This is a genomic window from Methanocalculus chunghsingensis, from assembly GCF_018132105.1.
Taxonomy (GTDB): Archaea; Halobacteriota; Methanomicrobia; order Methanomicrobiales; family Methanocorpusculaceae; genus Methanocalculus; species Methanocalculus chunghsingensis.
Genome location: NZ_JWHL01000002.1, coordinates 167,447 through 189,388, shown reverse-complemented (window position 1 = coordinate 189,388; position 21,942 = coordinate 167,447). Strand labels below are relative to the sequence as shown.

Here is a 21,942-nt window from a genome sequence, read left to right as displayed (position 1 = left end):
CTCAGATCACCCTCGGGGCCCGGATAAACCCGTCTTCCGGATCTGTCGAGTTTCGGAGGACATCCTCCTGAGAAAGCGATTGCACGACAACATCCTCACGGAATATGTTCGTCGGCCCGACAGGCTCGCCATTACCACCCTCGACGGAGTCAAGGATATCAAAATATTCAAGTATTGCATTGAACTGCCCTGTGAAGAGCTTCAGTTCAGATGCATCGACGCCGACATCTGTGATCGCGGCAATATGTGCAACATCCTCTTCAGAAACCATGCTCTGCCCTACCTTCCTGCAACTGATTCATGTACCCTTGTACTGCCCTTTTAAAACCACTTTCCCGTGCGAGATCCCGGATAACCTTCCAGACACCGCTGCCATACTGCATTGCTTTCTTCTCATATGATGCGATATCAGCTGGTAGAAAGGCTCTGGCAGCCGAACGGAGCGGGAATTTTCTCACCCCGGACCGGATCATCTCATCGATCGGGATCTCCTCTGCGGCGCGCATCACCCGCATGTCCAGGTATGGTAAGGAGATCCAGATCCCGAAGAGTCCGGCGACCCCCTGGTCCCGTGCCATCTGCCTCGGAAGATCAGCAATATCTGCGGCACGATCTGCCTTGAGATCCCTGCTCTCAAGATACCGGTTGTATCCGCAGAAGATCTCATCTGCCCCCTGGCCGGAGATGATCCGAGCATAGCCGAGGTCCGATGCTGCCCTGCAGAGGAAGTACGCAGTCACCGCAATCGAGGCATCAACCGGGCTTGGAGAGGGGAGGAGCGGGAGTACGCGTCTAAGGGCATCCTCCACCTCATCCGGGTCGATGAGGACAGGGGTGAAATCTGATCCGATCACCCGGGCGACATCCCGGGCGCGAACGAGATCATGAGAGCCCTCGATCCCGACACCGATGGAGGGTCTCCCCGAGATGGCAGCGATGATTGACGAGTCGACACCCCCGGAGAGAGCAACAACACTATCAGGACTGCTCCGTAAACGGACCGCGGTCTCGATCGCCTCTTCAAGAGGGAGAATTGCAGGCTCGGGGGAGATCCGGCAGATTACCCTGCCATCCTCTTCGAAGATGCCGGGGGGAGAATCACCCGGGACGACACCAAAGTGATCGCGGAGCCGGTATCCCCCCCAGGTGATGGAGAACTCTCCACCCAGATGGGAGATCCGATCATGATGGCTGGAGACGATCGATCTGATCTCATCCTCTGTGAGGACTTTTCCATCATCCTCGACCCATCCACGAATATGGAGTTCAGCGTCCATAGCAAACCTATCCGTACACTCTTCACCAGTCAGAGATAAACCTGTGGTTCCGTCTACCCCCGATAGACGACCGACTCGATCTCATCCCTGACCGCATTTCGAATCATCCGTTCGATCTCTTTTGGATCATTCGGGGATGATCCCTTCTCACGAAGTTCACGGATGAGGGCGTCCATCACCCGTATCCCCTCGCTGAGGGTGGGAGCATACCCGGTTGCGATCTCATAGGCATCATCTGCGATTCTCACCACTCTGGACATGGATAGAAGATTGGGTCTCATACTACGTTAATGTTACATTTTGTAACAGATGTAGGCAGAGGATGTTACATAATGTAACAATAGGGAGGTATAGACGTTACAAAATGTAACAAGAGGGGATGACTGCTCCGGTATCTATTATTAATCAGATTACGCATTGAGAATAGAGATGAATCGAATCGTTTCATGGGTGGCTCTCTTCGCCGTTGCAATCGGCATCCTCGCCGGTACATGGGCGGCAGTCATGATGGAGAATCTGAGGCTACTTACCTATCTGCTTCTTGCTCTGGCACTCTTCCTCTTCTGGATCTGGCGAAAGATGAATGTCATCATCGATGAACGGCTGGTATTGATATATGAGAAGACGGCGGTCCGGACACTCGAGATATCAATCCTGATTCTCTTCCTCTTCTCGGTCTTCATCCTCGGTATCGGGCACTGGGAGGACGCTCCGGCCCTCCTCGACCAGGGCTTTGCCATGATCCAGAATATTCTCCTGATCATCCTCGTCTTCATCATCTTCGGGTTCTATTATTCCCGGAAATTTGGAGTCTTCGATGAATAACAGAATCAAGATCTACCGGACAGAACACGGCCTGACACAGGAGGAGCTTGCGGTTGCTCTTGGCGTCACCAGGCAGACGATCCTTGCCATCGAGAAGGGGAAGTATGATCCCTCGCTTGAACTTGCATTTAAGATCAGCCGGTATTTCGGGGTCACAATGGAAGAGATCTTTCTCTATGAGGATGAGGATCGCTCGTAATAATAACGATCTTCTTAGATGAGTTTCCAATGAGTACCAACAACCCATATATAACAAAATGTACAATGTACTTTACATTATCATGCTGCCCTGCACCATGAACGGAGAGAATTAATGGAGATCTGTATCCGGCTTGAAGATGTCAAAAGGATCTACCCGATGGAGGCGGGGGATGTCTATGCGTTAAACGGCGTCACCCTCGATATTGGTGTCGGAGAATTTGTTGCGATCATGGGTGCATCAGGCTCGGGGAAGACAACACTCCTCAACCAGATCGGATGCCTTGATCAGCCCACCTCAGGAAACCTCTATATTGAGGGGAAGAATACCCGCGAACTCTCGGATTATGAACTGACGAATCTCCGGAGGGATGCAATCGGCTTCATCTTCCAGAAGTTTAACCTGATCCCCCTCCTCACCGCATTTGAGAATGTGGAGTACCCGCTCATCCTGAAGACTGGTGCCAGGGATACAACCGGCAGGCCAGCCGATCTCCTCAGGCTCGTCGGCCTTGATGGAGGACATATGAAACATACGCCAAACCAGCTCTCCGGCGGCCAGCAGCAGAGGGTGGCGATCGCACGGGCACTCGCGAATGATCCACGAATCATCCTCTGTGATGAACCGACGGGCAACCTCGACTCAAAGACAGGAAACCAGATCATGGACCTCCTGACTGATCTGAACAGGCAGGGGAAGACGATTGTGATGGTCACCCATTCAGATGAGATCGCAACGTACGCTGACCGCCTCATCACAATACGAGACGGGGTGATCCAGTGATCAATCTCGGGATGACATTTGAGCTTGCACAGCGTAATGTCCGCCTCCATCTCTTCCGGTCAATTCTTGCTGCCATCGGGATCATCATCGGTGTTGTCGCGATCACCTCGATGGGGCTCCTCGGAGGCGCACTCGAACAGTCCGTCTCTGATGAGCTGATGAATATGGGTAATACGATCATCATCACCCCGGCAGGCCCCTCGGTAGGGGATGAGAAGGCCGGGATCGATGAGCGGGATATTCGGCAGATAAAGCTTATCGCCGGGAGAAACCCGACAATTGCCTTTTACAATACCTATGATCAGGTGAAGGTGGGTGATTCACAGGGGTACTCCTCGGTCTACGGCGTTGATCCCGGTGAGCTCCCTCCGATAACAACGCTCATATCCGGCCGGTATATCTCAGGCACTGAGGGTGTGATGATCGGCCAGACACTTGCCCGGAATTATGGTATCAGGGAAGGCAACTTCATCACTGTCGGAATCGGCGCCCGTGAACAGCGGATACGGGTCGTCGGCATCCTCGAAGATACCGGCTTCTCAGGGGGAATCCAGACAGATAACGCCATTATCGGGTCTGAGCGCTGGTATGAGGCAACATATAGTGGCAGAGGCAAATATGATCAGGTTGTCATCACGGTCCATAACCTGGATGATATCGATGGAATAAAAGACGCTATTGATGCCCGCCTGAACAGGCGTGAGGATGTCGTCAATATTATGGACTTCCGATCCCTCATCTCCTCGATTCAGGAGGCCATCGGACAGATATCCCTCTTTGTGATGGCAATCGGGGGGATATCACTTCTCGTCGCGGCAGTCAGTATCCTCAACGTGATGCTCATCTCGGTGAACGAACGGATCAAGGAGATCGGGATTCTCCGGAGTATTGGAACGCAGAAGGCGGATATCAGCAAGATGTTCCTCTATGAAGCAGCGATCCTCGGCCTCATCGGATCGGTCTGCGGCGGTCTCCTCAGCCTTGTTGGAGGGGGTCTGCTGATTATGCTGATCATGCAGGATATCAGCTATCTACTGACGATGCATACCGTCATCACGGTCATCTACGGCATGATCATCGGAACAGTCATCTGTATCGCGGCAGGGGTCTATCCAGCCCACCGGGCAGCGCAGCTGAACCCGATCGATGCACTCTCAAACGACTGAACCTCCCTCAATAGGGAAGACGCATCTCCTTTTTTCTGCTCAGAGGGTGATTATCTGCTATGCTCAGTACACAGACGAAAGACCAGATAGAGGATCTCCTCGACCAGTTCACCGCTGCATGGGAGAGGAGGGATATCCCTGCCATCCTCGGGATCTCCGCCGATGATATCATGGGCTATGACCCCGGCGATGATTGGAGGGTACACAATAGAAGAGAGTTTGAAGCTGTTCTGAGGAAGAGATATGCGATGGCAGAGACGTTCTCTCTCCGAAGGGGTGCATGTACAATAAAAGCGGAGGGGATGATCGCATGGGTGATCGGGGATCTGGTCCTCACCATCGATGAAGAAGTCCTTCCATGCCGATTCACCATGGTCCTCCGGGGTACCGGCCACCGGTGGGTGGTGGTCCAGTACCATCTATCCAGGTCTGCACCCTCCAATACCTGATTTACGAGGTGAGCGGGGCGAGTTTCTGGAGTACCCGCTCCACCTGCCGGACTGATGTTCCGATGTACCGGTCAGGCAGGAGTGCGTCCTCGATCTCCGCTTTTGATATGAGTTTTGTGACCTCCGGGACGGCAGAGAGGATCTCGGCGAGCGGCCTCTTCTCCTCAAGTGCCTGCATGCTCGTCGTCCGGATCACCTCATGGGCCTCCTGCCGGTCCATCCCCCGCCGGGTCAGTTCAATCATGACCGATTCGGCAAGGTTGACACCATGCAGGAGATCCAGATTTTTCCGAACATTCTCCTCTTTGATGATCAGCCCGGTGAGTGCATCCGTCATCACCTTCAGGCAGTGATCGCAGAGGATCGTCGCCTCGGGAAAGATCACCCGTTCACAGGAGGAGTTGGTGAGATCCCGTTCATCCCAGAGTGTGTTGTTCTGAAGGGCGGGTTCGACGGCTGAACGGATCACCCGTGCAAGCCCCCCGACCTGCTCGCTCTTGATCGGGTTTCTCTTATGTGGCATCGTGCTTGATCCCACCTGCTTTTTGGCAAAAGCCTCCTCAACCTCTGCAATCTCTGTCCGTTGCATGGAGCGGATCTCTATCCCGATCTTATCCAGGGTGGTTGCGATATTGGCGAGGAGGAAGAAGTATTCTGCATAGCGATCCCGGGAGATGACCTGGTTTGAGACATCCACAGAACCGATACCGAGGTGCTGCATCATCGCCGCCTGGACCTCGATTCCATCCTCTCCAAGGGCCGCCTGGGTTCCGACAGCGCCGGTCATCTGGCCGACAACGACACGGGGCCTGATCTCGCGAAGCCGTATGATATGCCTCCCCACTTCACTTGCCCAGATAGCAAACCTGAGCCCCCAGGTTGTCGGTACACCAATCTGGCCATGGGTTCTGCCGGCACAGACGAGCTCCTTCGTTGCGGCACTCCGATCCATCAGGACAAGAAGGAGCCGCTGAAGCTTCTCCTCGATGCAGTCGAGTGCATCCTTCAGCTGAAGAGCTGTCGCAGTATCAAGGATGTCGTTTGAGGTTGCACCATAGTGTACCCATCGGCCGGCCGGGCCGGATACCTCGGCAAGCGCCTTGACGACGGCCATCATATCATGATTGATCTCGGCTTCGATCTCGTTTGCGCGACGGAGGGAGGCCTTCGGAACCGCTGCTTCAATGGCTTCAGCCGCATCGGCGGGGATGAGACCGATCTCGGCTTCTGCTACGGCAAGTGCTGCTTCGGCGCGGATGATCGCGTTGAACCGTGCCTCTTCACTCCAGATACGGCGCATCTCCGGGGTGCCGTACCTGTAATCTATCGGATGGATCGCCATGGGTGTATATATGGGGGTGTGGTGGAATTAAACCGATCCATCCCGGGAACCGGAGAAGAACTATCTCTTCAGATTCTGATATATTCTCATGCATTCTTCGCATCTTCCGGTAACAACCCTGAAAGTGAGCAGGAACGGGGAGATCCATGCATCAGAGGGGGAGGGGGGAGCTATCCATGATCACCCCCTCTTCGCCGGGATCAGCGATCAGATCCTCGGGGCAGGGGAGGAGGTCCATCTTTCAGGCAGGGCAACAGGTCTTTCCCTTCCATCCGGTCATAATCTTCTGATCACGCCCGGACCTGATGACGATCTCATCTATTACCTCTCGCCATCAGTCGATGCCTGCACGGAGAGGAAGGCACTGGAAGAGGCGTACCAGCAGCTCCGGATCCTGCATGCGGTCGTCGAATCGGCATCATCAAAACATACATGCCAGGATATCCTTCAGACCTGCCTCTGGGAGACGATCCGGCTCATTGATGTCGATTGTGGTGCGATCTACCTCCAGACAGACGATCCGGACAGAATGGAACGTCGTGTGATGGCAGGATATATCGAATACTGCTTCGGCAGTCGTATGTGTATTGACGTATCATCGCCACCCTTCTCATCTGTCATGACCGGAAAGAAACCGGTCTTCCTTGAAGAATATATGGACCTCGACCATGCAGACGGGGAGCTTGGGGTCTATTCGCTTGCGATACTCCCCATCCTCTCCCGTGGGGAGGTGATCGGGGTGATCTGCTGTGCACACAGCAAACCACGACGATACTCCCGGCAGGAAGAAGATATCCTCACTTCCATCGGGCGATCGATCGGTGGTGCGGTGCGGCGGGCGGTTCTCCAGCAGAAGTACAATGATGCTATGGAGGAGAATACCCTCCTCCTCGATATTATGGAGCATGATATTCGCAATGCCAACATGGTCACCGAAGGATATCTCGAGATGCTCCTCGGGACACCGTCTGAAGAGTATCTCCGGAGGGCACAGGCGGGAATCCGGCAGTCGAGTGGTATAATCAGGAATGTTAATACGATTCGGCTTATCGGATCTTCAGAGAAGCGGCTTGAGCCGGTATCCCTCGACCGCGTCATCGGGGATGAGACGGGTCTGTTTCCAAAAGCAGAGATCGCCTGGGAGAAGAGCGGGATCATCGTGTATGCCGATGATCTCCTCCCCCGGATCTTCAATAATCTCATCGGAAACAGCCTCAAGTTCGGGGGTGACGAGACCCGGATAACAATCAGCGTCAGGCCGGAGGGCGATCGCGTCTGCATCACCGTCCAGGACGACGGACCGGGAATCCCCCCGGATCTCAGGCCGATCCTCTTCTCCAGATATACCCCGGGTGATGATCGGAGGAGCGGATCGGGCCTCGGCCTGTATATCGTCCGGCAGCTCGTACACCGGTATGGAGGGGAGATCGCAGTGATCGATCAGCCAACCGGGGCAGGCATCTCGTTCTGGCTTCGAAGGGCAGGGTAACTTTCACCCCCGGGTCGCCATCCCTTTATAATCTCCGAATAAAAATGATCCGGAGACAACTGAAATTCAATTATTAACCAATTAAGGAGCCCCAAATGAGTGATATAAACGACTGGTTTCCCTATCCGAAGTACCGTCCCCATCAGGAGGAGATGCTCAATGCCGCTGCCGGGACCGCACGCCAGGGCGGGGTTCTCTTAATCGATGCACCGACTGGAAGCGGTAAATCGAGCGTTGTTTCCGCACTCCTTGCCGAATCGAGCGGAAGGACGATCCTTGTTGCCGTCAGGACGATCAGCCAGCTCAATACTTTTATCAGGGAGCTTGATATGATTCGGAGGAAGAAGGCGGGGCTGAAGTTCACCTACTTAATTGGAAAGAGGGGAATGTGCCCGCTCGGCGGCCTCGGGGATGTTTACCGGCGCTGCGAAGGGGTGAAGGCCTTTACCAATGCACTGATGCGTGAGCGGGCGATGAAGGGTTCCCTCGTTCCCGCACAGGATCCCGAGATCATCAAACAGATCAAGCGGCAGGATCGGGACAATCCCCTCATCTGCCCCTACTTCGTCAGGAGCCGGGTCTTCCTTGAGGGGGATGAGGGGCTCAGGCTCGTTCCATCCCAGGAGATCAGAAAAAAAGCCGAGAAGGCCGCAAGCTCAGTTGTGAACCCGGATTCCCTGCATGCGTACGCAGGGGGACTCTGCCCGTACGATATGATGATCACCTCTGCAAAGAATGCCGATGTCGTCATTGTGAACTATCATCATCTCTTCAACGATGATATCAGGGAGCAGCTTCTCGTTTCACTGAATGTCGAGCCGAAGGATCTGATCATTCTTGTTGATGAGGCACATAACGTCGGGGATGTCGTTCAGGGAATCCAGAGTGTCTCCCTCGATGAACGCGACATCCAGCAGGCATCCCATGAGCTCTCATCACTGAAGACGAAGGTGAAGGGAGTGGAGGCTGTCCGGCATGTCCTCCCGAGGATCCGTGACTTCATGGACGGGCTCCGTCGCTCAACCGAAGTGGAAGACTGGTTTGACCCTGCCATCTTTGACCGGATACTGACGAAAGGCTCCCTCTACCCCTCGATGGCAGCGATTGTTGAGGATATCATCGCAATCAGCGATGCCATCCGGGAAAAGAGCCTCCAGAATGCAGACTTCCGGGAGTCTGCTATTGAACGGCTCTGCGAGTTTCTCTTTCGGATACATTGCTCGGCGACCGATCCCGCATACCTGACCCTCTTCAGGAAGGATGACGAGTCGGTCATCCTCGAAGTCAGGAATATCGATCCCGCCGGAAAACTTCAGGAGATTGCAACCGCACACCATGCCCTCCTCTTCATCAGCGGCACCCTCTCCCCGCTCGAGAGTTTCAGGCAGTACTATTTTGCGGATCTTCCTGTCACCACTCTCTCTATCCCAAACGCCTTCCCGCAGAAGAACCGGCTTCTTCTTGCATCTGAGGATATCACGACCGCCTACCGGATGCGGCAGGATAAGGGGAATATCGACCGGACCGTCAGGATGATCACCGCATTTTCAGGTCATCCAGGCAATCTCGCTGTTTACTTCCCGTCATACCAGATCATGGCCGATTACGCCGCCCGCTGCAGACTGATGAAGAAGAAGGTCTTCATCGAGCCGCGTGATGCCGCAGAGGCGAACGAAATGCTGGCTGAGTTTCTCAGTCTCCCGAAGAAGAAGAAGTCCGGGATACTCTTTGCCGTATGCGGCGGCAAGTGGAGCGAGGGGCTTGATTACCGGGGCGATCTCCTGGCTGGTGCGATGGTCGTCGGCCTCCCGCTCGCCCCCTATACCCAGGTCCGGGCGATGGCAATACAGTACTTCAAGAGGAAATTCGGAAAGGAAGGGGAGTTCATCGCCTACACCCTCCCTGCCATCAATAAGGCGACGCAGGCACTCGGGAGGGTGCTTCGGACACCGGAGGATCATGGCCTTCTCATCCTTGGAGACAGCCGGTTTCTGGAAGATGATGTAAAGGCGGGTCTCCCGCCATGGATGCAGCAGGAGATGAAACCCGTCACCGCAGATGTCACGGAAGGAATTATTACACGATGGCGATGAGAGAGGGGAGCGGAAGGTTTGGCCTCTGGCCGGTATCGGTCGCCTGGGATGGAAACTGTATTCACCGGGTCTGGTTTGGTCGATCCGGCGGGGGAGATCCGATACCACCTGAGATCACGGGATATCTCGCCGGAAGAAGGACCGACCTCTCGCTCTTCTCCTCCCCTGCAGAGGAGGGGGATGGGGTCTCCGCACGAATCTACCGGATCGTCAGGGAGATCCCATACGGAGAGACACGGACATACGGGGAGATCGCAGCATCTGCAGGGACGCATGCCCGTGTCGTCGGGGGAGCCCTTGCACGGAACCCGACCCCGATCATCATCCCCTGCCACCGGGTCATCGGAAAGAGAGATATCGGCGGATTTACCCCGGATAAAGCGATAAAAAAAGAGCTTCTCGATCTTGAGGCAAGGACGAGACGAAAAGACAGCCTTAACAGCGAGCAGTCCAAATAATCTTAGAACGATATGCCAGGGGAGACAACAGCTCTGATCCTCGTTGGGGGCGAGGCGCGGCGATCAGGCGGGAAGGAGAAGTACTTCTTCAGCTACAAAGGGAGATCTTTCATCTCCCATCTTGTCGAAACGCTATCAACCGTCGTCGATGAGATCATCATCGTCGCCAGGGATGACGAACAATGTGGTCGTTTCTCGGATATTCCCGGCATCATGACCGTAGCAGATGAGATCAGGGGGATCGGACCACTTGGGGGGATCATAGCCGGTGTCGCGGTTGCGAGCCATGAGCGGATCTTTATCACCGCCTGCGATATGCCCTGTATCCGGGCAGATATTGTCAGATACCTCTTTGATGAGCTGCATGATGCGGATGCGGCCGTTCCCAGCTGGAATGAGGATATGTTCGAGCCGCTTCATGCTGTTTATCGAAGATCTGCCATTCTGGACTATCTTGCCTCTCCACCCTCCTATTCTATCCGGAAGATGGTGTGGAGCATTCATACCAGGTTCATTCCGATTAATGAGCTCCGGGCAATCGACCCGGAGCTGGTGACCTTCACAAACATCAACGATCTCGCGGATCTTGAGGCGATCAACGGCACCCTCCCCTGAACTCAGGGCCTTTTCTTCCTCCCGCTCGCATCCCGGGAATAGACTCCGAACTCGGAGTTAAGAATCTGATCACCGGTGAAGACCGGACCGTCCTTACAGACCCGGAGCCCGTCCGGATCGATGGAGCAGGAACCACAGACCCCGACACCACACTTCATGTACCGGTGCAGTGAGAACTGGCCACGTCCGGCGATCCCTGCCGCATCAAGCCGGTCGAGGATCCCTTTCATCATCATCTCAGGGCCGCAGACACAGATGGTATCATACGAGGAGAGATCGATCTCCTCATCGATGATCCCGGTGACGAAGCCATGATATCCCGCGGTTCCATCATCGGTCGCGATCCTGAGATCTGCAAGGGCAGCAAGGGGAGTTGCGAAGGTGAGTTCCTCTGCCGTCCGTGCACCAAGGATGAAGGTCTCAACCACCCCTGCCGCTGCAAGGGGATAGAGCGGAGCGACACCGACACCCCCGGCGATGGCAAGGAGCCGTCCCTCTGGTGAGAAGCCGTTACCGAAGGGGCCCCGGATACCAAGCCGATCCCCGACAGCAAGGGAGGTGAGGGCAGCGGTCGCCTCACCAACCCGCTGGACGGTGATGGTGTCCGGGGATGAGTACCCCATCGGGATCTCATCGACGCCGGGTGCCCAGACCATGCAGAACTGGCCCGGCCGGATGGAAAAGGGATGATCAAAACGGATCGTCCGAATCGTCGGGGTCTCGTCGATGATCTCTCTCACCGTCACCACAACCGGCATCCCGTCATGCATGGGCGCACCCCACGATCTCATCTGCGGCAAGGCCATCATCCGCGTACAGTGAGGCTGCGATCTGCTCAAAGATGGCGATATCGTCATAGACGGCGCTTCCTATCTGGACGGCCGAGGCGCCAGCCATCATCATCTCGATGACATCCTCTGCCGAGCTGACGCCGCCACACCCGATGATCGGTAGTGAGCAGGCATCATAGAGATCATAGACGCAGCGGAGCGCGATGGGGAAGATCATCGGACCGGAGATGCCGCCGAACCTGTTCCCGAGGACGGGGCGGCGGAGATCGATCGATATGCGCATCCCCCTGACCGTATTGACAGCAACGATGGCCGATGCCCCCCCCTCTTCTGCGGCACGGCCGATGACACCGATATCGGTGACATTTGGCGTCAGCTTCACCCATGTCGGGATGCCGTATGCCGCCACCTCCTCAGTACATGCCCGGACAATGGCGGGATCCGCACCGATGGCAGCGCCGTACCCCTCGGCATGCGGGCAGGAGAGGTTCAGTTCAAACCCGACCGCCGTATCTGCAAACCAGGATGCAACCTCCCCAAACTCCTCTGGTGTGCCGCCAAAGATACTGATGATGACTGGTTCATCCCGAAGATGGGTGATCTCATCGAGATAGTCTCTGGAGGGATTTGGAAGACCCATCGCGTTGAGGAGACCGCCGTTGAGCGGGATGAGGCAGGGGCCGGAATGCCCCGCCTTCGGCTCAGGGCCGATCGACTTGGTGACGACACCCCCTGCACCGAGCCTGAGCATCCTCCCAAGTGATGCGCCGGTCGTCCCAAGGACACCTGCTGCAAGGATGAGATGGTTATGAAGGGTGATCCCGCCGATATGGACAGGACCTTTCTGAAGAGTGATCATCCCTCTGGAATTGGTGCTGTTTAATAATGAGCATACCCCATAGTACCACTACTATGACGAGTCTCGCAGTGCTTGGCGTTGGACGCATCGGGGGAGAATGTGCCTTTGCGGCATCCGCTCTTGGGATCGTTGACGAACTGATCCTCGCAGATGTCTATGAGCCTCTCCTCCGCGCCCAGGTCCTTGATCTCTCCCACGCCCCACTGGATATTCCGATCACAACCGACCGCTCCCGTATCAGGGAGGCAGATATCTGTATCTTTGCGGCGGGATCGCCCAGAAACCCGTCGGTGAAGACCCGGGCTGATCTCTTCGATGCAAACCTTCCGGTGGCAGAGGCATGTATGAAGCACCTCAACGGCTTCTCCGGAACGCTCATCGTCGTCTCAAACCCGATGGACGTCTTCACCTACTACTTCCAGAAGAAGCTTCAGATCCCACGGGAGCGGTGCATAGGGTTTGGCGGCCAGCTCGATTCCCGAAGATTTGAAGTCGCACTCCGGAACCGGAGAATGGACGGAGACGGATGGGTGATCGGAGAGCATGGTGAACACCAGATCCCCCTCTTCTCAAAGATCGGGATCCCTGTTCCAGATGCCGAACGGGATGCGATCCTGACAGAACTCCGTGGCGCGAGTATGGCTGTTATTCAGGGAAAAGGTGGGACTGCCTTTGGACCTGCGCTGCATATCACTGATCTCATCAGGATGCTCACCGGGGAGAAGGATGCGACGATCACCTGCTCGCTCTCCCTTGAGGGTGAATATGGGTTCTCGGGATGCGCAATGGGAGTGCCTGCCCGGATCTCCAGAGGCGGTGCAGAGGTGATAGGAGACTGGGAACTGGATCAATGGGAGGAAAAGCACCTCCATGAAGCAGGCGGTTTCCTTCAGTCTCTCTGCCGGAGGCTTGATGTCTGAGCACGAGATCGCCGTCATCCAGGTCGAGTACAGTAACGCACCTGGCGGTCCCCTGATCCATATCTTCGGACGGGATCGGGACGGGGCTGCCGTTGCCGTCGAGGTGACCGGGTTCCGGCCGTACTTCTATGTACCTGTGGATGAGGCACGCCGGGCACACCATCCCGATACCATCGAGGTCTCGGAGATCAGGTCAAAGACGATCAAAGGCGAGGAGGTTGTACGCCTCTACACCGTCCGGCCAACAGATGTCCGCGAGGTCCGTGAACGGTACCACCATTACGAGGCGGATATTCCCTTCGCCACCCGGTTCATGATCGACTGTAATGTGACGGGAGGAGTGATCGTTCCTGGTTCAACCGTCGACTACAGGGAGGTTCGCCCCGCCCCAATCGATGCCCCGGCCCGTGTCTGCTTCCTTGATATTGAGTGTGACGACTCTGAGGGCTTTCCCGAGGCTGAGAAACAGCCTCTCTTCTGTATCACCTGCCACGACTCCTTTGACCAGAGGTACACCACCTTCCTCATCTCGTCCAGGGATGCAGAGACCGATCACCAGAGAGAGATAAAGAACGGAGGGTATCCAAACGGCTGTTTCACCGAGGGGATGCATACCATCTGCTCATACCCGGATGAGCGGTCGATGCTCGCCGCCTTCATCGTCCATATTCGGGATACAAACCCTGATATCATCAGTGGCTGGAATGTCCTCGACTTCGATGTTCCGTATATCATGAAGCGGATCTCGGTCCTCGACCTCGATCCCACCGATCTCTCACGCCTCCCCGGCCAGACAGAACGAAACGCCATCAGGGGAAGGGTCATCTTCGATCTCCTCCAGGCATACAAGAAGATGCAGGGGTCGCAGAAGGAGTCATACCGACTTGATGCAATCGCAGAGGAGGAGCTTGGTGAACGGAAGGTCAGGTACACCGGAACGGTCCATGATCTCTGGAAGAAGGATCCCGTCAAGCTGATCGAGTACAACTATAAGGATGTCGAGCTCTGCGTCGGGATCGATGAGAAGAATACCATCATCCGGTTCTACCAGGAGATCGCACGGTACGTCGGCTGCCCCCTTGACCGGACACTCAACTCATCTAATGTCATCGATATCTTTATCCTGAGGAAGGCGGCCGGCCAGTTCGTCCTTCCATCGAAGGGAAACGCGGCTGCTGACGAGTTTGAAGGGGCGACGGTCTTCGCCCCGGCAAGCGGGCTTCGGGAGAATGTCATCGTCCTTGATCTGAAGTCCCTGTACCCGATGGCGATGATGACGCTCAATGCCTCCCCGGAGACGAAGGATCCGAAAGGGGAGATCAGGGCGCCAAATGGTATCCGGTTCAAACGATCCCCTGACGGCCTGACGCGGAGTATCATCTCCGAGCTTCTTCTGGAACGGGATGAGAAGAAGAGGATCAGGAATACGCACCCCTATGGTTCTGATGAGTACATCCTCTATGATCTCCAGCAGAATGTCCTGAAGGTGATCATGAATACCTACTATGGTGTCTCAGGGTACTCCCGGTTTCGGCTCTATGATCGCGAGATTGGATCAGCCGTCACCTCTGTCGGGAGGGCGATCATCCAGCATACCCGGGATGTGATCGCCGGGATGGGATACCTCGTCCTCTATGGAGATACCGACTCCTGCTTTGTCCAGCTCCCGGAGAGCGATATGGAGACGACAAACAGGATCGCACGTGAGATTGAGGATGCCCTGAATAACAGCTTCGGTTCCTTTGCCCGCGAGGTCCTCGGGGCAGAGACCCATTACTTCTCGATCAAGTTTGAGAAGGTGTACCGCAGATTCTTCCAGGCGGGAAAGAAGAAGCGGTATGCAGGCCATCTCGTCTGGAAGGAGGGAGCGGATGTCGATCAGATCGATATCGTCGGCTTTGAGATGCGGCGGTCGGACTCGCCCCAGATAACAAAGGTCGTCCAGAGGACGGTCATCGAGATGATCCTCCGTGGTGAGGGGTTCGATGCGGTGAAAGAGTACCTTGGCGAGGTGATCCGCCACTACCGGGCCGGGCGATGTTCCCTTGAGGATGCCGGAATCCCCGGCGGCATCGGGAAGCATCTCGATGATTATGATACAAAGGATGCGCAGATCCGTGGTGCGATCTACTCAAATACCTACCTGAAGACCGATTTTAAAAAAGGGAGCAAGCCAAAACGGGTCTATATCAGGAATGTGACGAGCACGTACCCTAAGACCGATGTTCTCTGTTTTGAATATGCCGACCAGGTTCCCCCTGAATTTATCATCGACTGGGAGACGATGCTTGAGAAGACGGTGAAGGGGCCGATATCCCGGATCCTTGAAGGACTCGACTGGGAATGGTCTGATATCGATCCATCGAATACGACACTGGCAATGTTTGGGATCTCATAGTCTCCTCCTTCTGATCGCCCGGAAGGAGAGATACCCGGCGAACATGATGCCTGCAAGAAGAAGGATGATGGCGATCCCAAGGACGATATTGCCGATGAGAAGCAGGCGGAGGGCATCAGAACCCAGTGCCATCCCAAAGGATCCAACCAGTGATCCGATGACGATGATGGTAAAGACCCGCCAGGGATCGATGCCAAGGAACCGGCCGATAACCGATCCCATCAGTGCCCCGGCGCCCTGTATCGGGAGGGTGAGATAGAGGAGGAGGGCGGCTTCGGTGAACCGCTCAAGCCAGGGATGGGTACTGAGAATGTCTTCGATTCTTTGGATGACCCGTTCCATGATCGGGCCGAGGCGGGGGAGCGAGAAGAGATATCCGAAGTTCCATGCCATGAAGAGGGCGCCGAGGATATCGAGGAGCCAGATGGTGAGACCGGCATACCACCAGGGAAATCCAAGGGCGATGGCCATCGGGATGATCCATCGGCCGATCGGGGAGATAATATAGGTGATGACAATCGAGAGGAGTGCAACAAAAAGTACCGGGGGGAGGAGGAGGGAAGAGACTGCAATATAGATAAGAAGAAGAATAAAAGGCAGGATCACCCTGATGATCTCATACTCGTCCCGGATTGCTGTTTCCACAGTATCAGGGTTGATGTCCCGGGAAGATAAAGCTGGGGGAAAAAAGATTAGATTGAGCGGAAGAAGACCGTTGTTTTGATCTCCTCTGCTCCGAAGAATTTCTTGCAGAACTCGGCGGTGATCTGCGGCGGGTACTCTTTGCAGCTGAATATATCGATGTATGCACTGCTTGTATCGTTTGCAAAGTGGCCGGAGATACAGGAGGTCTCAATGAGCTGGACGAGCGAATATCCTGCTACACGGTCATTTGCACCGAAGTTGACGATGAGTGGTTCACCGAAACGCTTCATCTCGATGAGGTCGCAGACTTCCACGACGAACTGGTGAATCTGCTGCGGGTCACGGATGGTGTCGGGGTTACAATTCTTCAGATCAATTGCAGTACAGAGACCCCACATATTCTCTTCTCTGAACTGGTTCATGATCTCGATGTCGGTCATCTCTTTTGTTATCTGAATGCTCTGGGTCATGGCGTCGCATCTCCCTGTTTGGATACTAATAGGTTGAAGAGTTCAGTATTTAAAGTTTTCTGTTGTAAAAAACGATTATAATCAGCCATTTAGACGACTCAATCGATTTTTTCGATTAAATTCGACTAATTTGAGTTTTTTGTGATTGAATTTGAAATATGACATTGTAATATGATTGATTTTCAAAAAGGTCAATTTTGCCATCGATAAAAAAATGAGGTATTTTCAGGTCTTGCGCTCTTTCCTGAGAGTATCAGTATATAAACAGGATCACTCCATTCCGGGGATGGAACCATGCATTCCGATGTATGAAGCGGTGGCAGCCGGATTGCCCGCGATGAGCCGTTGAACCGTCTGCCTGATAGCGGGTGACTGCGTCTCCCGGAAGAGGGAGACAAGGATGCCGATAAGGGAGATATGGTGTGCCGCATCCATCTGATCAATATGGGCAAAGACAGCGAGGAGGTTGACTGTTGAGTACTCATTGACGGACTGGAGCCTGGAGAGAATCTCTCTTAAATAGACCCGTCCTTCAGCAGTCTCAAATGATATCTTTCTGTTGCGGGCAAACCTGCCATAGAGTGCCCGCTGATCATTTGCCTGATCGATCCGGAAGTACGGGGACGCCTCGATCTCCCGAAGGAGGGAGACGAGATTCTCAGCATCTGATGAGGCGGTCGCGGCGAGGAACTGCTCCCATGCCACGAGATCATGGCTCGACTTCTCCATCATCTCTCCAAATACCAGATGCCTGTCAGGGTCGGTTGAGTTGAGGAGGAGAATATATGCTGTCATCCGATCTGTTGCAGAAAGGCTCTTTGTGAACTGGTCCCGAATGAGTGCATGGATCTCCGGTGTGCCGATCCGTGCCAGGATGCGGAGGCAGAGGTTCTTCACCTGCCTGTTTTTGATATTCCGTGCCATCCTCCCGATTGATCGCCATCTCCCATCGCCTTCCTGACAGGCGCGATACAGAGAACGGAGGATAGCTCCCTCTGCATGGGCAATCCCGCTCTCGAGCCGGACCCTTAGATCATATAGCTCCCGGTACCGGTGCGCAGATGCAGGATCCCCACTCCCCTCAAAGATTGTGAGAAGTGGTGCACCCGCTTCCGACATCAGCCCGGTGTCCGATAGGAGTTCGATGAAGAGGGCGATGAATGCCGGGGAGGGGGGGGCAGCCGGATCTGCCGCAAGTGACTGCATCTCACGCTGGAGAAGGGCCTGGAATGCACCGAACCGGGCGATGATATCAGGATCGGTCCTCGCCTGGATGAAGAGGGCGGCATCGTCTGCTTCATAGTCGACCGTGCCGTAGAAGGAGAGGCCCCGGTTGAATGAATAATATGCGGGCGGCTGGCAGGGCGAGATGGTGATCTCTTCTTTTCTCCCGGTGACGATATGATGGAACGTCTCGATCTCCCTGCCATCGGCACTCATGAGGGCGCCGTCGAAGGGGAACTGCCAGGGCGTTCCATCTCCGGACTGGAGGAGGCTGATACGGCAGGATCGATCCTTCTCATCATACCCGGTGGTTATCGAGAGGGTCGGATACCCCGCCTGTTTCAGCCACCCTTCTGCCATCGGACCGAGATCCGTCCCGGCGATATTACTCATCAGGCTGATGAAGTCATCCCTTCCTGCGTTTCCATGGGCAAACGTTCTATGATAGATCGAGAGTGCCCAGGCAAAGGCCTCCTTCCCGAGGATTGACTCGATCATTCTTATGAACTCAGGTGCCTTGACATAGGTGACCGGGGTGATGAGATCATTTGGATCATTGAATCCGTCAGGCTCTATCGGCATCGCAATGGCACCGGTATCGCGGGAGAAGGTGCCGTCCACCGGATCCAGAAGCGCGATTGCCCGCTGGAGCCGTGTATACTCCTCCCCAAAATGGAAGGCATGGTACTGATCCTCGATATGGACGGTGGCCGCCTCATTCAGCCAGATCTCAAACGGAGTCTCGCCCGTCACCTCGGAGCCGTTTAAGTTATGGTAGAACTCATGCACCTTCACCCTGAGGAGGTATTCGAACCCGGCGTCGGTCATTTCAGGAAACGGCATCAGTCGGTTCGTTGATATTGTGGTGTTCCCGACGTTCTCCATCCCCCCGAAGTCTGAGTTCTGCATCCCGATCTCGCGGTAGACCGAGCCGGTGTAGGCGTACCCGCAGACGATCTGGTCGTCAAGCTTCTTCATCTCCCCGGTCAGCTGTTCGAGATCGCTCTCCTGGGCACCGCCACGCCGGAGATAGGCACGTTTCTTAAAAAGCCGGTAGATCCCGTACCGGATCTCCAGCTGATCATACTGGTGCGGACCAGTGAAGAGATAGACCCAGATGATGCTGTCTTCAAGGATATCAAGGGCCTCTTCGGCCCGTTCCGGATCTGATCCCGGCGGGCAGAGGAGTTCGAGGAGGAAGGTTGTGCCGGAGGGGTATTCGAAGGTTCTCTGGAAGGAGTCATAGGTCCCCGCCCCGAGGAAGAAGAGGTACGGCGCCATCGGAGTGGTGATATTCTCGTATGTGACTGCATCGCGGTGTGGCGAGACCTGGTGCCGGGGGATGGCGACATCCCCGTTTGAGATGAGGTGGGTGTACCGGGAGTCGGCGATGATGGTTGTCCGGTACGTGCATTTGGCGGTCATCTCATCGATGCAGGGGAGGAGCCGCTGGAACCCCCACTGCTGGCACTGGGTGATCTGGGTCGGGGGAGCCCCGGGCGGGGTCTCATCATAATAGAGCCCTTCGAGGAGGGTGGATGTGGGGCGGCAGATCGTCTCGCTCTCGATGATGAACTCGGTCTGCTCCGGGATCTCCCTGAGGAAAGAGATCTGAATGCCCTCCTCGTCCTGGGCAATATCGATGGAGTGGCCGGGGGAGGAGAGACTCAGGATCTCAAGATCCTTTGCATTGAGACGGAAGGTTCGGATCGGCTCATCCCGGGATCGAAACCGGGTCGCGGCAACCACCCGGGTATGATCGTCCTCCACCTGGAAGGTGAGATCCATGTGCATGACATCGACAGGTGCAGGGGTGAAGTCTGAACGGTAATACCGGAATCTCGCGGGCATGGGGATGTATTCGATCCGGAAGGGGTAAAGCATGCTGGTGGATGAATGCCATTGAATACCCCGGTCGCCCATATTCGACGATGGTACCACCAATCCAGATTCGGCCGGAGACAAAAGCATGGCTGGATGAGGCGAAAAAGCATCCGGAAGAGACCGATGATGAGGCACTGAATCGCATCCTCGATGAGGTAGTTGATACCGAACCGATAGGTGAAGAGACGCTGGTCAGGATCGAAGAGGCTATTGCTGATCTGCGGAAAGGAAGGTGCCGCCCATTTGAGGAGGTCGTACAGAAGCATGGCCTTCGATGATCCGGGGGCTGAGGGCGATCTTATCAGGCTCTCAGGTTCCAAAAGGCATCAGACCATAATACTCACTCCTTTCATCGGGCAGAGAGAACGCATATGATCGAATTGATGGATGAATGGGGCGAATCTGAATCCCACGTGAAAAGAATTGCAGGCGTATTTGTCATCGGGGATGTTGAGACGATAGATAAGATGGCTGATTCTGAAGTATTTTGTCTATGGCTATACTAATCCCCGAACATCCTCCGGGGGGGCACTGCCATCCCCCCTTCGGAGTTCGGTGAGGGCGACCTGAAGGTCACCAAGCGGGGCTGGCCGCCCCGCAAATGAGGATAGGTGGCGCTTCGCGCCCACCTTTTGTTCCAGGTCGCTCTCCCTCTCAAAGACAGTGTATCTTCAACTGCTGTTTGTGGAGAAAGGGATCTGCCGTGAGGACGACCCCGGAATATCACTATCAAACAGGCAGGAAGCCCACGACTTTAGTCGTGGGGGGGAATGCCATTAAATCCATATATTCAGTAGGCGATGCTATTGTGTGCAAGGCACTTCCTCCGGGGAGACAACGGTTATTATGCACATATCTACGGGCTGTCTATCAACCAGCCTATCGCACTCCACTCTGATCCAACCCGGATCAGAGAGATGGAAGGGCAAACCAACGACTTTTGTCGTTGGTAGTTGATGTTGGTATCTGCTCAGGGATCAGCGATCCCGCCGATCAGATATTCGGAGACGAATCAGAGTTTTATTGCATAATCATGGAAAAGGGATGGGATGAAACTGCCCTGAGTGCAACCGGCATCCAGAAATACCCTCATCTGCTAATACCCACTTCATGAGATACTATCCTGATGCCAGTGCCCACCTCACCTGGAAGGAAGTAAATGATGCAATTGAAGAGGTCTTTGCAGAACATGGGCGGGGAAACGTCCAGATGCCGTCGAAGGTCTATATCACCTTCCCGGACGGCGACTTCAGGACGATGCCCGCCGCCATCCCCTCCATGGACCTCGCCGGGGTGAAGATCGTAAACGTCCATCCCAGAAACAGGGAGCTGGGCCTCCCGACGGTGATGGCGACGACACTCCTGCTGGATCCGGCGACCGGGCTGCCGACGGCTTTTCTCAATGCGACCGCCCTCACCGATATGCGGACCGGGGCGGCCGGGGCTGTGGCGGCGAAGTACCTGGTGGCAAAAAAGCCCCTCACCGTCGGCCTCGTTGGGAGTGGGCGGCAGGCATATGCCCAGCTTGCCGCCATCGCAGCCGAATGCATTATTTCGGAGGTCTTCGTCTGGAGCAGGAGCATGGCACGGGCAGAGGCGTTTGCAGCCGCCCATCCCGAGTATGCGATCACCCCGGTCGCGGAGATTCAGGATGCCTGTGCCTGCGATCTCCTCGTCACCACCACCCCCTCCCGCGAGCCGCTCATCAGATCAGAGTGGGTCGGCCCCGGCACCCATATCAATGCCATCGGTGCCGACGCCCCCGGCAAGCAGGAGCTTGATCCCGCCCTCCTTCGCCGGGCAGAGGTCTTTATCGATGATTATGAGCAGGCAACCCACTCGGGCGAGGTGAACGTTCCTATCAGCCAGGGGGTATATGAAGCCTCGGCGATCACCGGCACCCTCGGCGAGGTGGTGCTCGGAGCGAAGGGGCGGTCCTCGCCGGATGCGATCACCATCTTCGACTCGACCGGACTTGCGGTGCAGGATCTGGCGATTGCGAGGATTGCGGTTCTGCGGGTCGATGGGATGGAGCTTCCGTTTCCGTGAGGAGAT

23 protein-coding genes are annotated in these 21,942 nt (G+C 55.4%); 13 read left to right on the top strand and 10 right to left on the bottom strand.

Translation table 11 applies throughout. The features are described 5' to 3' along the window. Nucleotide 1: 1 nt before the first annotated feature. Genes gatC through RJ53_RS02550 form a run of 3 tightly spaced genes read right to left on the bottom strand, consistent with a single transcriptional unit; the run spans nucleotide 2 to nucleotide 1,537 of the window. On the bottom strand, nucleotides 2-271 hold the full coding sequence (gatC, locus tag RJ53_RS02560; protein WP_211530040.1) for an Asp-tRNA(Asn)/Glu-tRNA(Gln) amidotransferase subunit GatC: 270 nt from the start codon (nucleotides 269-271) through the stop codon (nucleotides 2-4). Further along, nucleotides 261-1,277, bottom strand: a complete 1,017-nt coding sequence (locus RJ53_RS02555; RefSeq protein ID WP_211530039.1) for an asparagine synthase C-terminal domain-containing protein — start codon at nucleotides 1,275-1,277, stop codon at nucleotides 261-263. Before RJ53_RS02555 ends, gatC begins: the two co-directional genes overlap by 11 nt. Nucleotides 1,278-1,330: 53 nt before the next feature. Next, nucleotides 1,331-1,537 (bottom strand): hypothetical protein, encoded by a 207-nt coding sequence (locus tag RJ53_RS02550; RefSeq protein WP_211530038.1) that lies wholly within the window; start codon nucleotides 1,535-1,537, stop codon nucleotides 1,331-1,333. Between the two features lie 169 nt (nucleotides 1,538-1,706). Here RJ53_RS02550 and RJ53_RS02545 point away from each other — a divergent pair, with 169 nt between their 5' ends. The 5 genes from RJ53_RS02545 to RJ53_RS02525 all read left to right on the top strand — a co-directional run bounded on the left by RJ53_RS02545 (nucleotide 1,707) and on the right by RJ53_RS02525 (nucleotide 4,699). Continuing rightward, nucleotides 1,707-2,102, top strand: coding sequence for a DUF2178 domain-containing protein (locus tag RJ53_RS02545; protein ID WP_211530037.1), 396 nt, complete (start codon nucleotides 1,707-1,709; stop codon nucleotides 2,100-2,102). Next, nucleotides 2,095-2,301 carry a helix-turn-helix transcriptional regulator gene (locus RJ53_RS02540; RefSeq protein WP_211530036.1) on the top strand — a complete coding sequence of 69 codons (207 nt, stop codon included), beginning with the start codon at nucleotides 2,095-2,097 and terminating at the stop codon, nucleotides 2,299-2,301. The genes RJ53_RS02545 and RJ53_RS02540 overlap by 8 nt, the downstream gene beginning before the upstream one ends. Nucleotides 2,302-2,415: 114 nt before the next feature. Beyond that, nucleotides 2,416-3,084, top strand: a complete 669-nt coding sequence (locus RJ53_RS02535; protein ID WP_211530035.1) for an ABC transporter ATP-binding protein — start codon at nucleotides 2,416-2,418, stop codon at nucleotides 3,082-3,084. Further along, a complete protein-coding gene (locus RJ53_RS02530; protein ID WP_211530034.1) occupies nucleotides 3,081-4,250 on the top strand; it encodes an ABC transporter permease in 1,170 nt (389 codons plus the stop codon). Before RJ53_RS02535 ends, RJ53_RS02530 begins: the two co-directional genes overlap by 4 nt. A 59-nt stretch (nucleotides 4,251-4,309) precedes the next feature. Next, the gene (locus RJ53_RS02525; protein WP_211530033.1) at nucleotides 4,310-4,699 is read left to right on the top strand and encodes a nuclear transport factor 2 family protein; all 390 of its coding nucleotides are present in this window, start codon (nucleotides 4,310-4,312) and stop codon (nucleotides 4,697-4,699) included. Between the two features lies 1 nt (nucleotide 4,700). Here the strand turns inward: RJ53_RS02525 and purB are convergent, their stop codons facing one another. After that, nucleotides 4,701-6,041 carry an adenylosuccinate lyase gene (gene purB, locus RJ53_RS02520; RefSeq protein WP_211530032.1) on the bottom strand — a complete coding sequence of 447 codons (1,341 nt, stop codon included), beginning with the start codon at nucleotides 6,039-6,041 and terminating at the stop codon, nucleotides 4,701-4,703. Nucleotides 6,042-6,129: 88 nt separating this feature from the next. Here purB and RJ53_RS02515 point away from each other — a divergent pair, with 88 nt between their 5' ends. The 4 genes from RJ53_RS02515 (at nucleotide 6,130) to mobA (ending at nucleotide 10,696) form a co-directional block, all read left to right on the top strand. Beyond that, nucleotides 6,130-7,530, top strand: coding sequence for a sensor histidine kinase (locus RJ53_RS02515; protein ID WP_211530031.1), 1,401 nt, complete (start codon nucleotides 6,130-6,132; stop codon nucleotides 7,528-7,530). Nucleotides 7,531-7,625: 95 nt separating this feature from the next. Beyond that, nucleotides 7,626-9,623 carry an ATP-dependent DNA helicase gene (locus RJ53_RS02510; protein ID WP_211530030.1) on the top strand — a complete coding sequence of 666 codons (1,998 nt, stop codon included), beginning with the start codon at nucleotides 7,626-7,628 and terminating at the stop codon, nucleotides 9,621-9,623. Further along, nucleotides 9,614-10,081 carry a methylated-DNA--[protein]-cysteine S-methyltransferase gene (locus tag RJ53_RS02505; RefSeq protein WP_211530029.1) on the top strand — a complete coding sequence of 156 codons (468 nt, stop codon included), beginning with the start codon at nucleotides 9,614-9,616 and terminating at the stop codon, nucleotides 10,079-10,081. The genes RJ53_RS02510 and RJ53_RS02505 overlap by 10 nt, the downstream gene beginning before the upstream one ends. A 12-nt stretch (nucleotides 10,082-10,093) precedes the next feature. Continuing rightward, nucleotides 10,094-10,696, top strand: a complete 603-nt coding sequence (gene mobA / locus RJ53_RS02500; RefSeq protein WP_211530028.1) for a molybdenum cofactor guanylyltransferase — start codon at nucleotides 10,094-10,096, stop codon at nucleotides 10,694-10,696. 2 nt (nucleotides 10,697-10,698) lie between these two features. Here the strand turns inward: mobA and RJ53_RS02495 are convergent, their stop codons facing one another. Further along, nucleotides 10,699-11,466 (bottom strand): dihydroorotate dehydrogenase electron transfer subunit, encoded by a 768-nt coding sequence (locus RJ53_RS02495; protein ID WP_211530027.1) that lies wholly within the window; start codon nucleotides 11,464-11,466, stop codon nucleotides 10,699-10,701. Continuing rightward, nucleotides 11,459-12,346, bottom strand: a complete 888-nt coding sequence (locus tag RJ53_RS02490; RefSeq protein ID WP_211530026.1) for a dihydroorotate dehydrogenase — start codon at nucleotides 12,344-12,346, stop codon at nucleotides 11,459-11,461. The genes RJ53_RS02495 and RJ53_RS02490 overlap by 8 nt, the downstream gene beginning before the upstream one ends. Nucleotides 12,347-12,399: 53 nt before the next feature. On the opposite strand from RJ53_RS02490, the gene RJ53_RS02485 reads away from it, so the two are divergent. Together RJ53_RS02485 and RJ53_RS02480 are read left to right on the top strand one after the other, a co-directional pair. After that, nucleotides 12,400-13,266: a malate dehydrogenase gene (locus tag RJ53_RS02485; protein ID WP_211530025.1), complete on the top strand. Its 867-nt coding sequence runs from the start codon at nucleotides 12,400-12,402 to the stop codon at nucleotides 13,264-13,266. Continuing rightward, the gene (locus tag RJ53_RS02480) at nucleotides 13,259-15,664 is read left to right on the top strand and encodes a DNA-directed DNA polymerase (protein WP_246495943.1); all 2,406 of its coding nucleotides are present in this window, start codon (nucleotides 13,259-13,261) and stop codon (nucleotides 15,662-15,664) included. Before RJ53_RS02485 ends, RJ53_RS02480 begins: the two co-directional genes overlap by 8 nt. On the opposite strand, the gene RJ53_RS02475 is transcribed toward RJ53_RS02480, so the two are convergent. The 3 genes from RJ53_RS02475 to RJ53_RS02465 all read right to left on the bottom strand — a co-directional run bounded on the left by RJ53_RS02475 (nucleotide 15,659) and on the right by RJ53_RS02465 (nucleotide 19,854). Beyond that, nucleotides 15,659-16,309 (bottom strand): small multi-drug export protein, encoded by a 651-nt coding sequence (locus RJ53_RS02475; RefSeq protein ID WP_211530023.1) that lies wholly within the window; start codon nucleotides 16,307-16,309, stop codon nucleotides 15,659-15,661. The two genes, RJ53_RS02480 and RJ53_RS02475, sit on opposite strands and share 6 nt — an antisense overlap. Nucleotides 16,310-16,356: 47 nt before the next feature. Continuing rightward, on the bottom strand, nucleotides 16,357-16,779 hold the full coding sequence (gene speD / locus RJ53_RS02470) for an S-adenosylmethionine decarboxylase (protein ID WP_211530022.1): 423 nt from the start codon (nucleotides 16,777-16,779) through the stop codon (nucleotides 16,357-16,359). 270 nt (nucleotides 16,780-17,049) lie between these two features. After that, a complete protein-coding gene (locus tag RJ53_RS02465) occupies nucleotides 17,050-19,854 on the bottom strand; it encodes a M1 family metallopeptidase (protein WP_211530021.1) in 2,805 nt (934 codons plus the stop codon). 80 nt (nucleotides 19,855-19,934) lie between these two features. On the opposite strand from RJ53_RS02465, the gene RJ53_RS02460 reads away from it, so the two are divergent. Continuing rightward, on the top strand, nucleotides 19,935-20,165 hold the full coding sequence (locus RJ53_RS02460) for a hypothetical protein (RefSeq protein WP_211530020.1): 231 nt from the start codon (nucleotides 19,935-19,937) through the stop codon (nucleotides 20,163-20,165). 219 nt (nucleotides 20,166-20,384) lie between these two features. On the opposite strand, the gene RJ53_RS11755 is transcribed toward RJ53_RS02460, so the two are convergent. Further along, nucleotides 20,385-20,516: a hypothetical protein gene (locus tag RJ53_RS11755; protein ID WP_281412417.1), complete on the bottom strand. Its 132-nt coding sequence runs from the start codon at nucleotides 20,514-20,516 to the stop codon at nucleotides 20,385-20,387. Between the two features lie 481 nt (nucleotides 20,517-20,997). On the opposite strand from RJ53_RS11755, the gene RJ53_RS02455 reads away from it, so the two are divergent. Beyond that, nucleotides 20,998-21,936 carry an ornithine cyclodeaminase family protein gene (locus RJ53_RS02455; protein ID WP_211530019.1) on the top strand — a complete coding sequence of 313 codons (939 nt, stop codon included), beginning with the start codon at nucleotides 20,998-21,000 and terminating at the stop codon, nucleotides 21,934-21,936. The last annotated feature ends 6 nt before the right edge of the window (nucleotides 21,937-21,942 follow it).

What these genes read in the sequence shown, in the direction of transcription:
- gatC (WP_211530040.1), bottom strand. Translation starts at nt 271, where the DNA reads ATGGTTTCTGAAGAGGATGTTGCACATATTGCCGCGATCACAGATGTC.
- RJ53_RS02555 (WP_211530039.1), bottom strand. Translation starts at nt 1,277, where the DNA reads ATGGACGCTGAACTCCATATTCGTGGATGGGTCGAGGATGATGGAAAA.
- RJ53_RS02550 (WP_211530038.1), bottom strand. Translation starts at nt 1,537, where the DNA reads ATGTCCAGAGTGGTGAGAATCGCAGATGATGCCTATGAGATCGCAACC.
- RJ53_RS02545 (WP_211530037.1), top strand. Translation starts at nt 1,707, where the DNA reads ATGAATCGAATCGTTTCATGGGTGGCTCTCTTCGCCGTTGCAATCGGC.
- RJ53_RS02540 (WP_211530036.1), top strand. Translation starts at nt 2,095, where the DNA reads ATGAATAACAGAATCAAGATCTACCGGACAGAACACGGCCTGACACAG.
- RJ53_RS02535 (WP_211530035.1), top strand. Translation starts at nt 2,416, where the DNA reads ATGGAGATCTGTATCCGGCTTGAAGATGTCAAAAGGATCTACCCGATG.
- RJ53_RS02525 (WP_211530033.1), top strand. Translation starts at nt 4,310, where the DNA reads ATGCTCAGTACACAGACGAAAGACCAGATAGAGGATCTCCTCGACCAG.
- purB (WP_211530032.1), bottom strand. Translation starts at nt 6,041, where the DNA reads ATGGCGATCCATCCGATAGATTACAGGTACGGCACCCCGGAGATGCGC.
- RJ53_RS02515 (WP_211530031.1), top strand. Translation starts at nt 6,130, where the DNA reads ATGCATTCTTCGCATCTTCCGGTAACAACCCTGAAAGTGAGCAGGAAC.
- RJ53_RS02510 (WP_211530030.1), top strand. Translation starts at nt 7,626, where the DNA reads ATGAGTGATATAAACGACTGGTTTCCCTATCCGAAGTACCGTCCCCAT.
- RJ53_RS02505 (WP_211530029.1), top strand. Translation starts at nt 9,614, where the DNA reads ATGGCGATGAGAGAGGGGAGCGGAAGGTTTGGCCTCTGGCCGGTATCG.
- mobA (WP_211530028.1), top strand. Translation starts at nt 10,094, where the DNA reads ATGCCAGGGGAGACAACAGCTCTGATCCTCGTTGGGGGCGAGGCGCGG.
- RJ53_RS02495 (WP_211530027.1), bottom strand. Translation starts at nt 11,466, where the DNA reads ATGCATGACGGGATGCCGGTTGTGGTGACGGTGAGAGAGATCATCGAC.
- RJ53_RS02490 (WP_211530026.1), bottom strand. Translation starts at nt 12,346, where the DNA reads ATGATCACTCTTCAGAAAGGTCCTGTCCATATCGGCGGGATCACCCTT.
- RJ53_RS02485 (WP_211530025.1), top strand. Translation starts at nt 12,400, where the DNA reads ATGACGAGTCTCGCAGTGCTTGGCGTTGGACGCATCGGGGGAGAATGT.
- RJ53_RS02480 (WP_246495943.1), top strand. Translation starts at nt 13,259, where the DNA reads ATGTCTGAGCACGAGATCGCCGTCATCCAGGTCGAGTACAGTAACGCA.
- speD (WP_211530022.1), bottom strand. Translation starts at nt 16,779, where the DNA reads ATGACCCAGAGCATTCAGATAACAAAAGAGATGACCGACATCGAGATC.
- RJ53_RS02465 (WP_211530021.1), bottom strand. Translation starts at nt 19,854, where the DNA reads ATGCCCGCGAGATTCCGGTATTACCGTTCAGACTTCACCCCTGCACCT.
- RJ53_RS02460 (WP_211530020.1), top strand. Translation starts at nt 19,935, where the DNA reads ATGGTACCACCAATCCAGATTCGGCCGGAGACAAAAGCATGGCTGGAT.
- RJ53_RS02455 (WP_211530019.1), top strand. Translation starts at nt 20,998, where the DNA reads ATGAGATACTATCCTGATGCCAGTGCCCACCTCACCTGGAAGGAAGTA.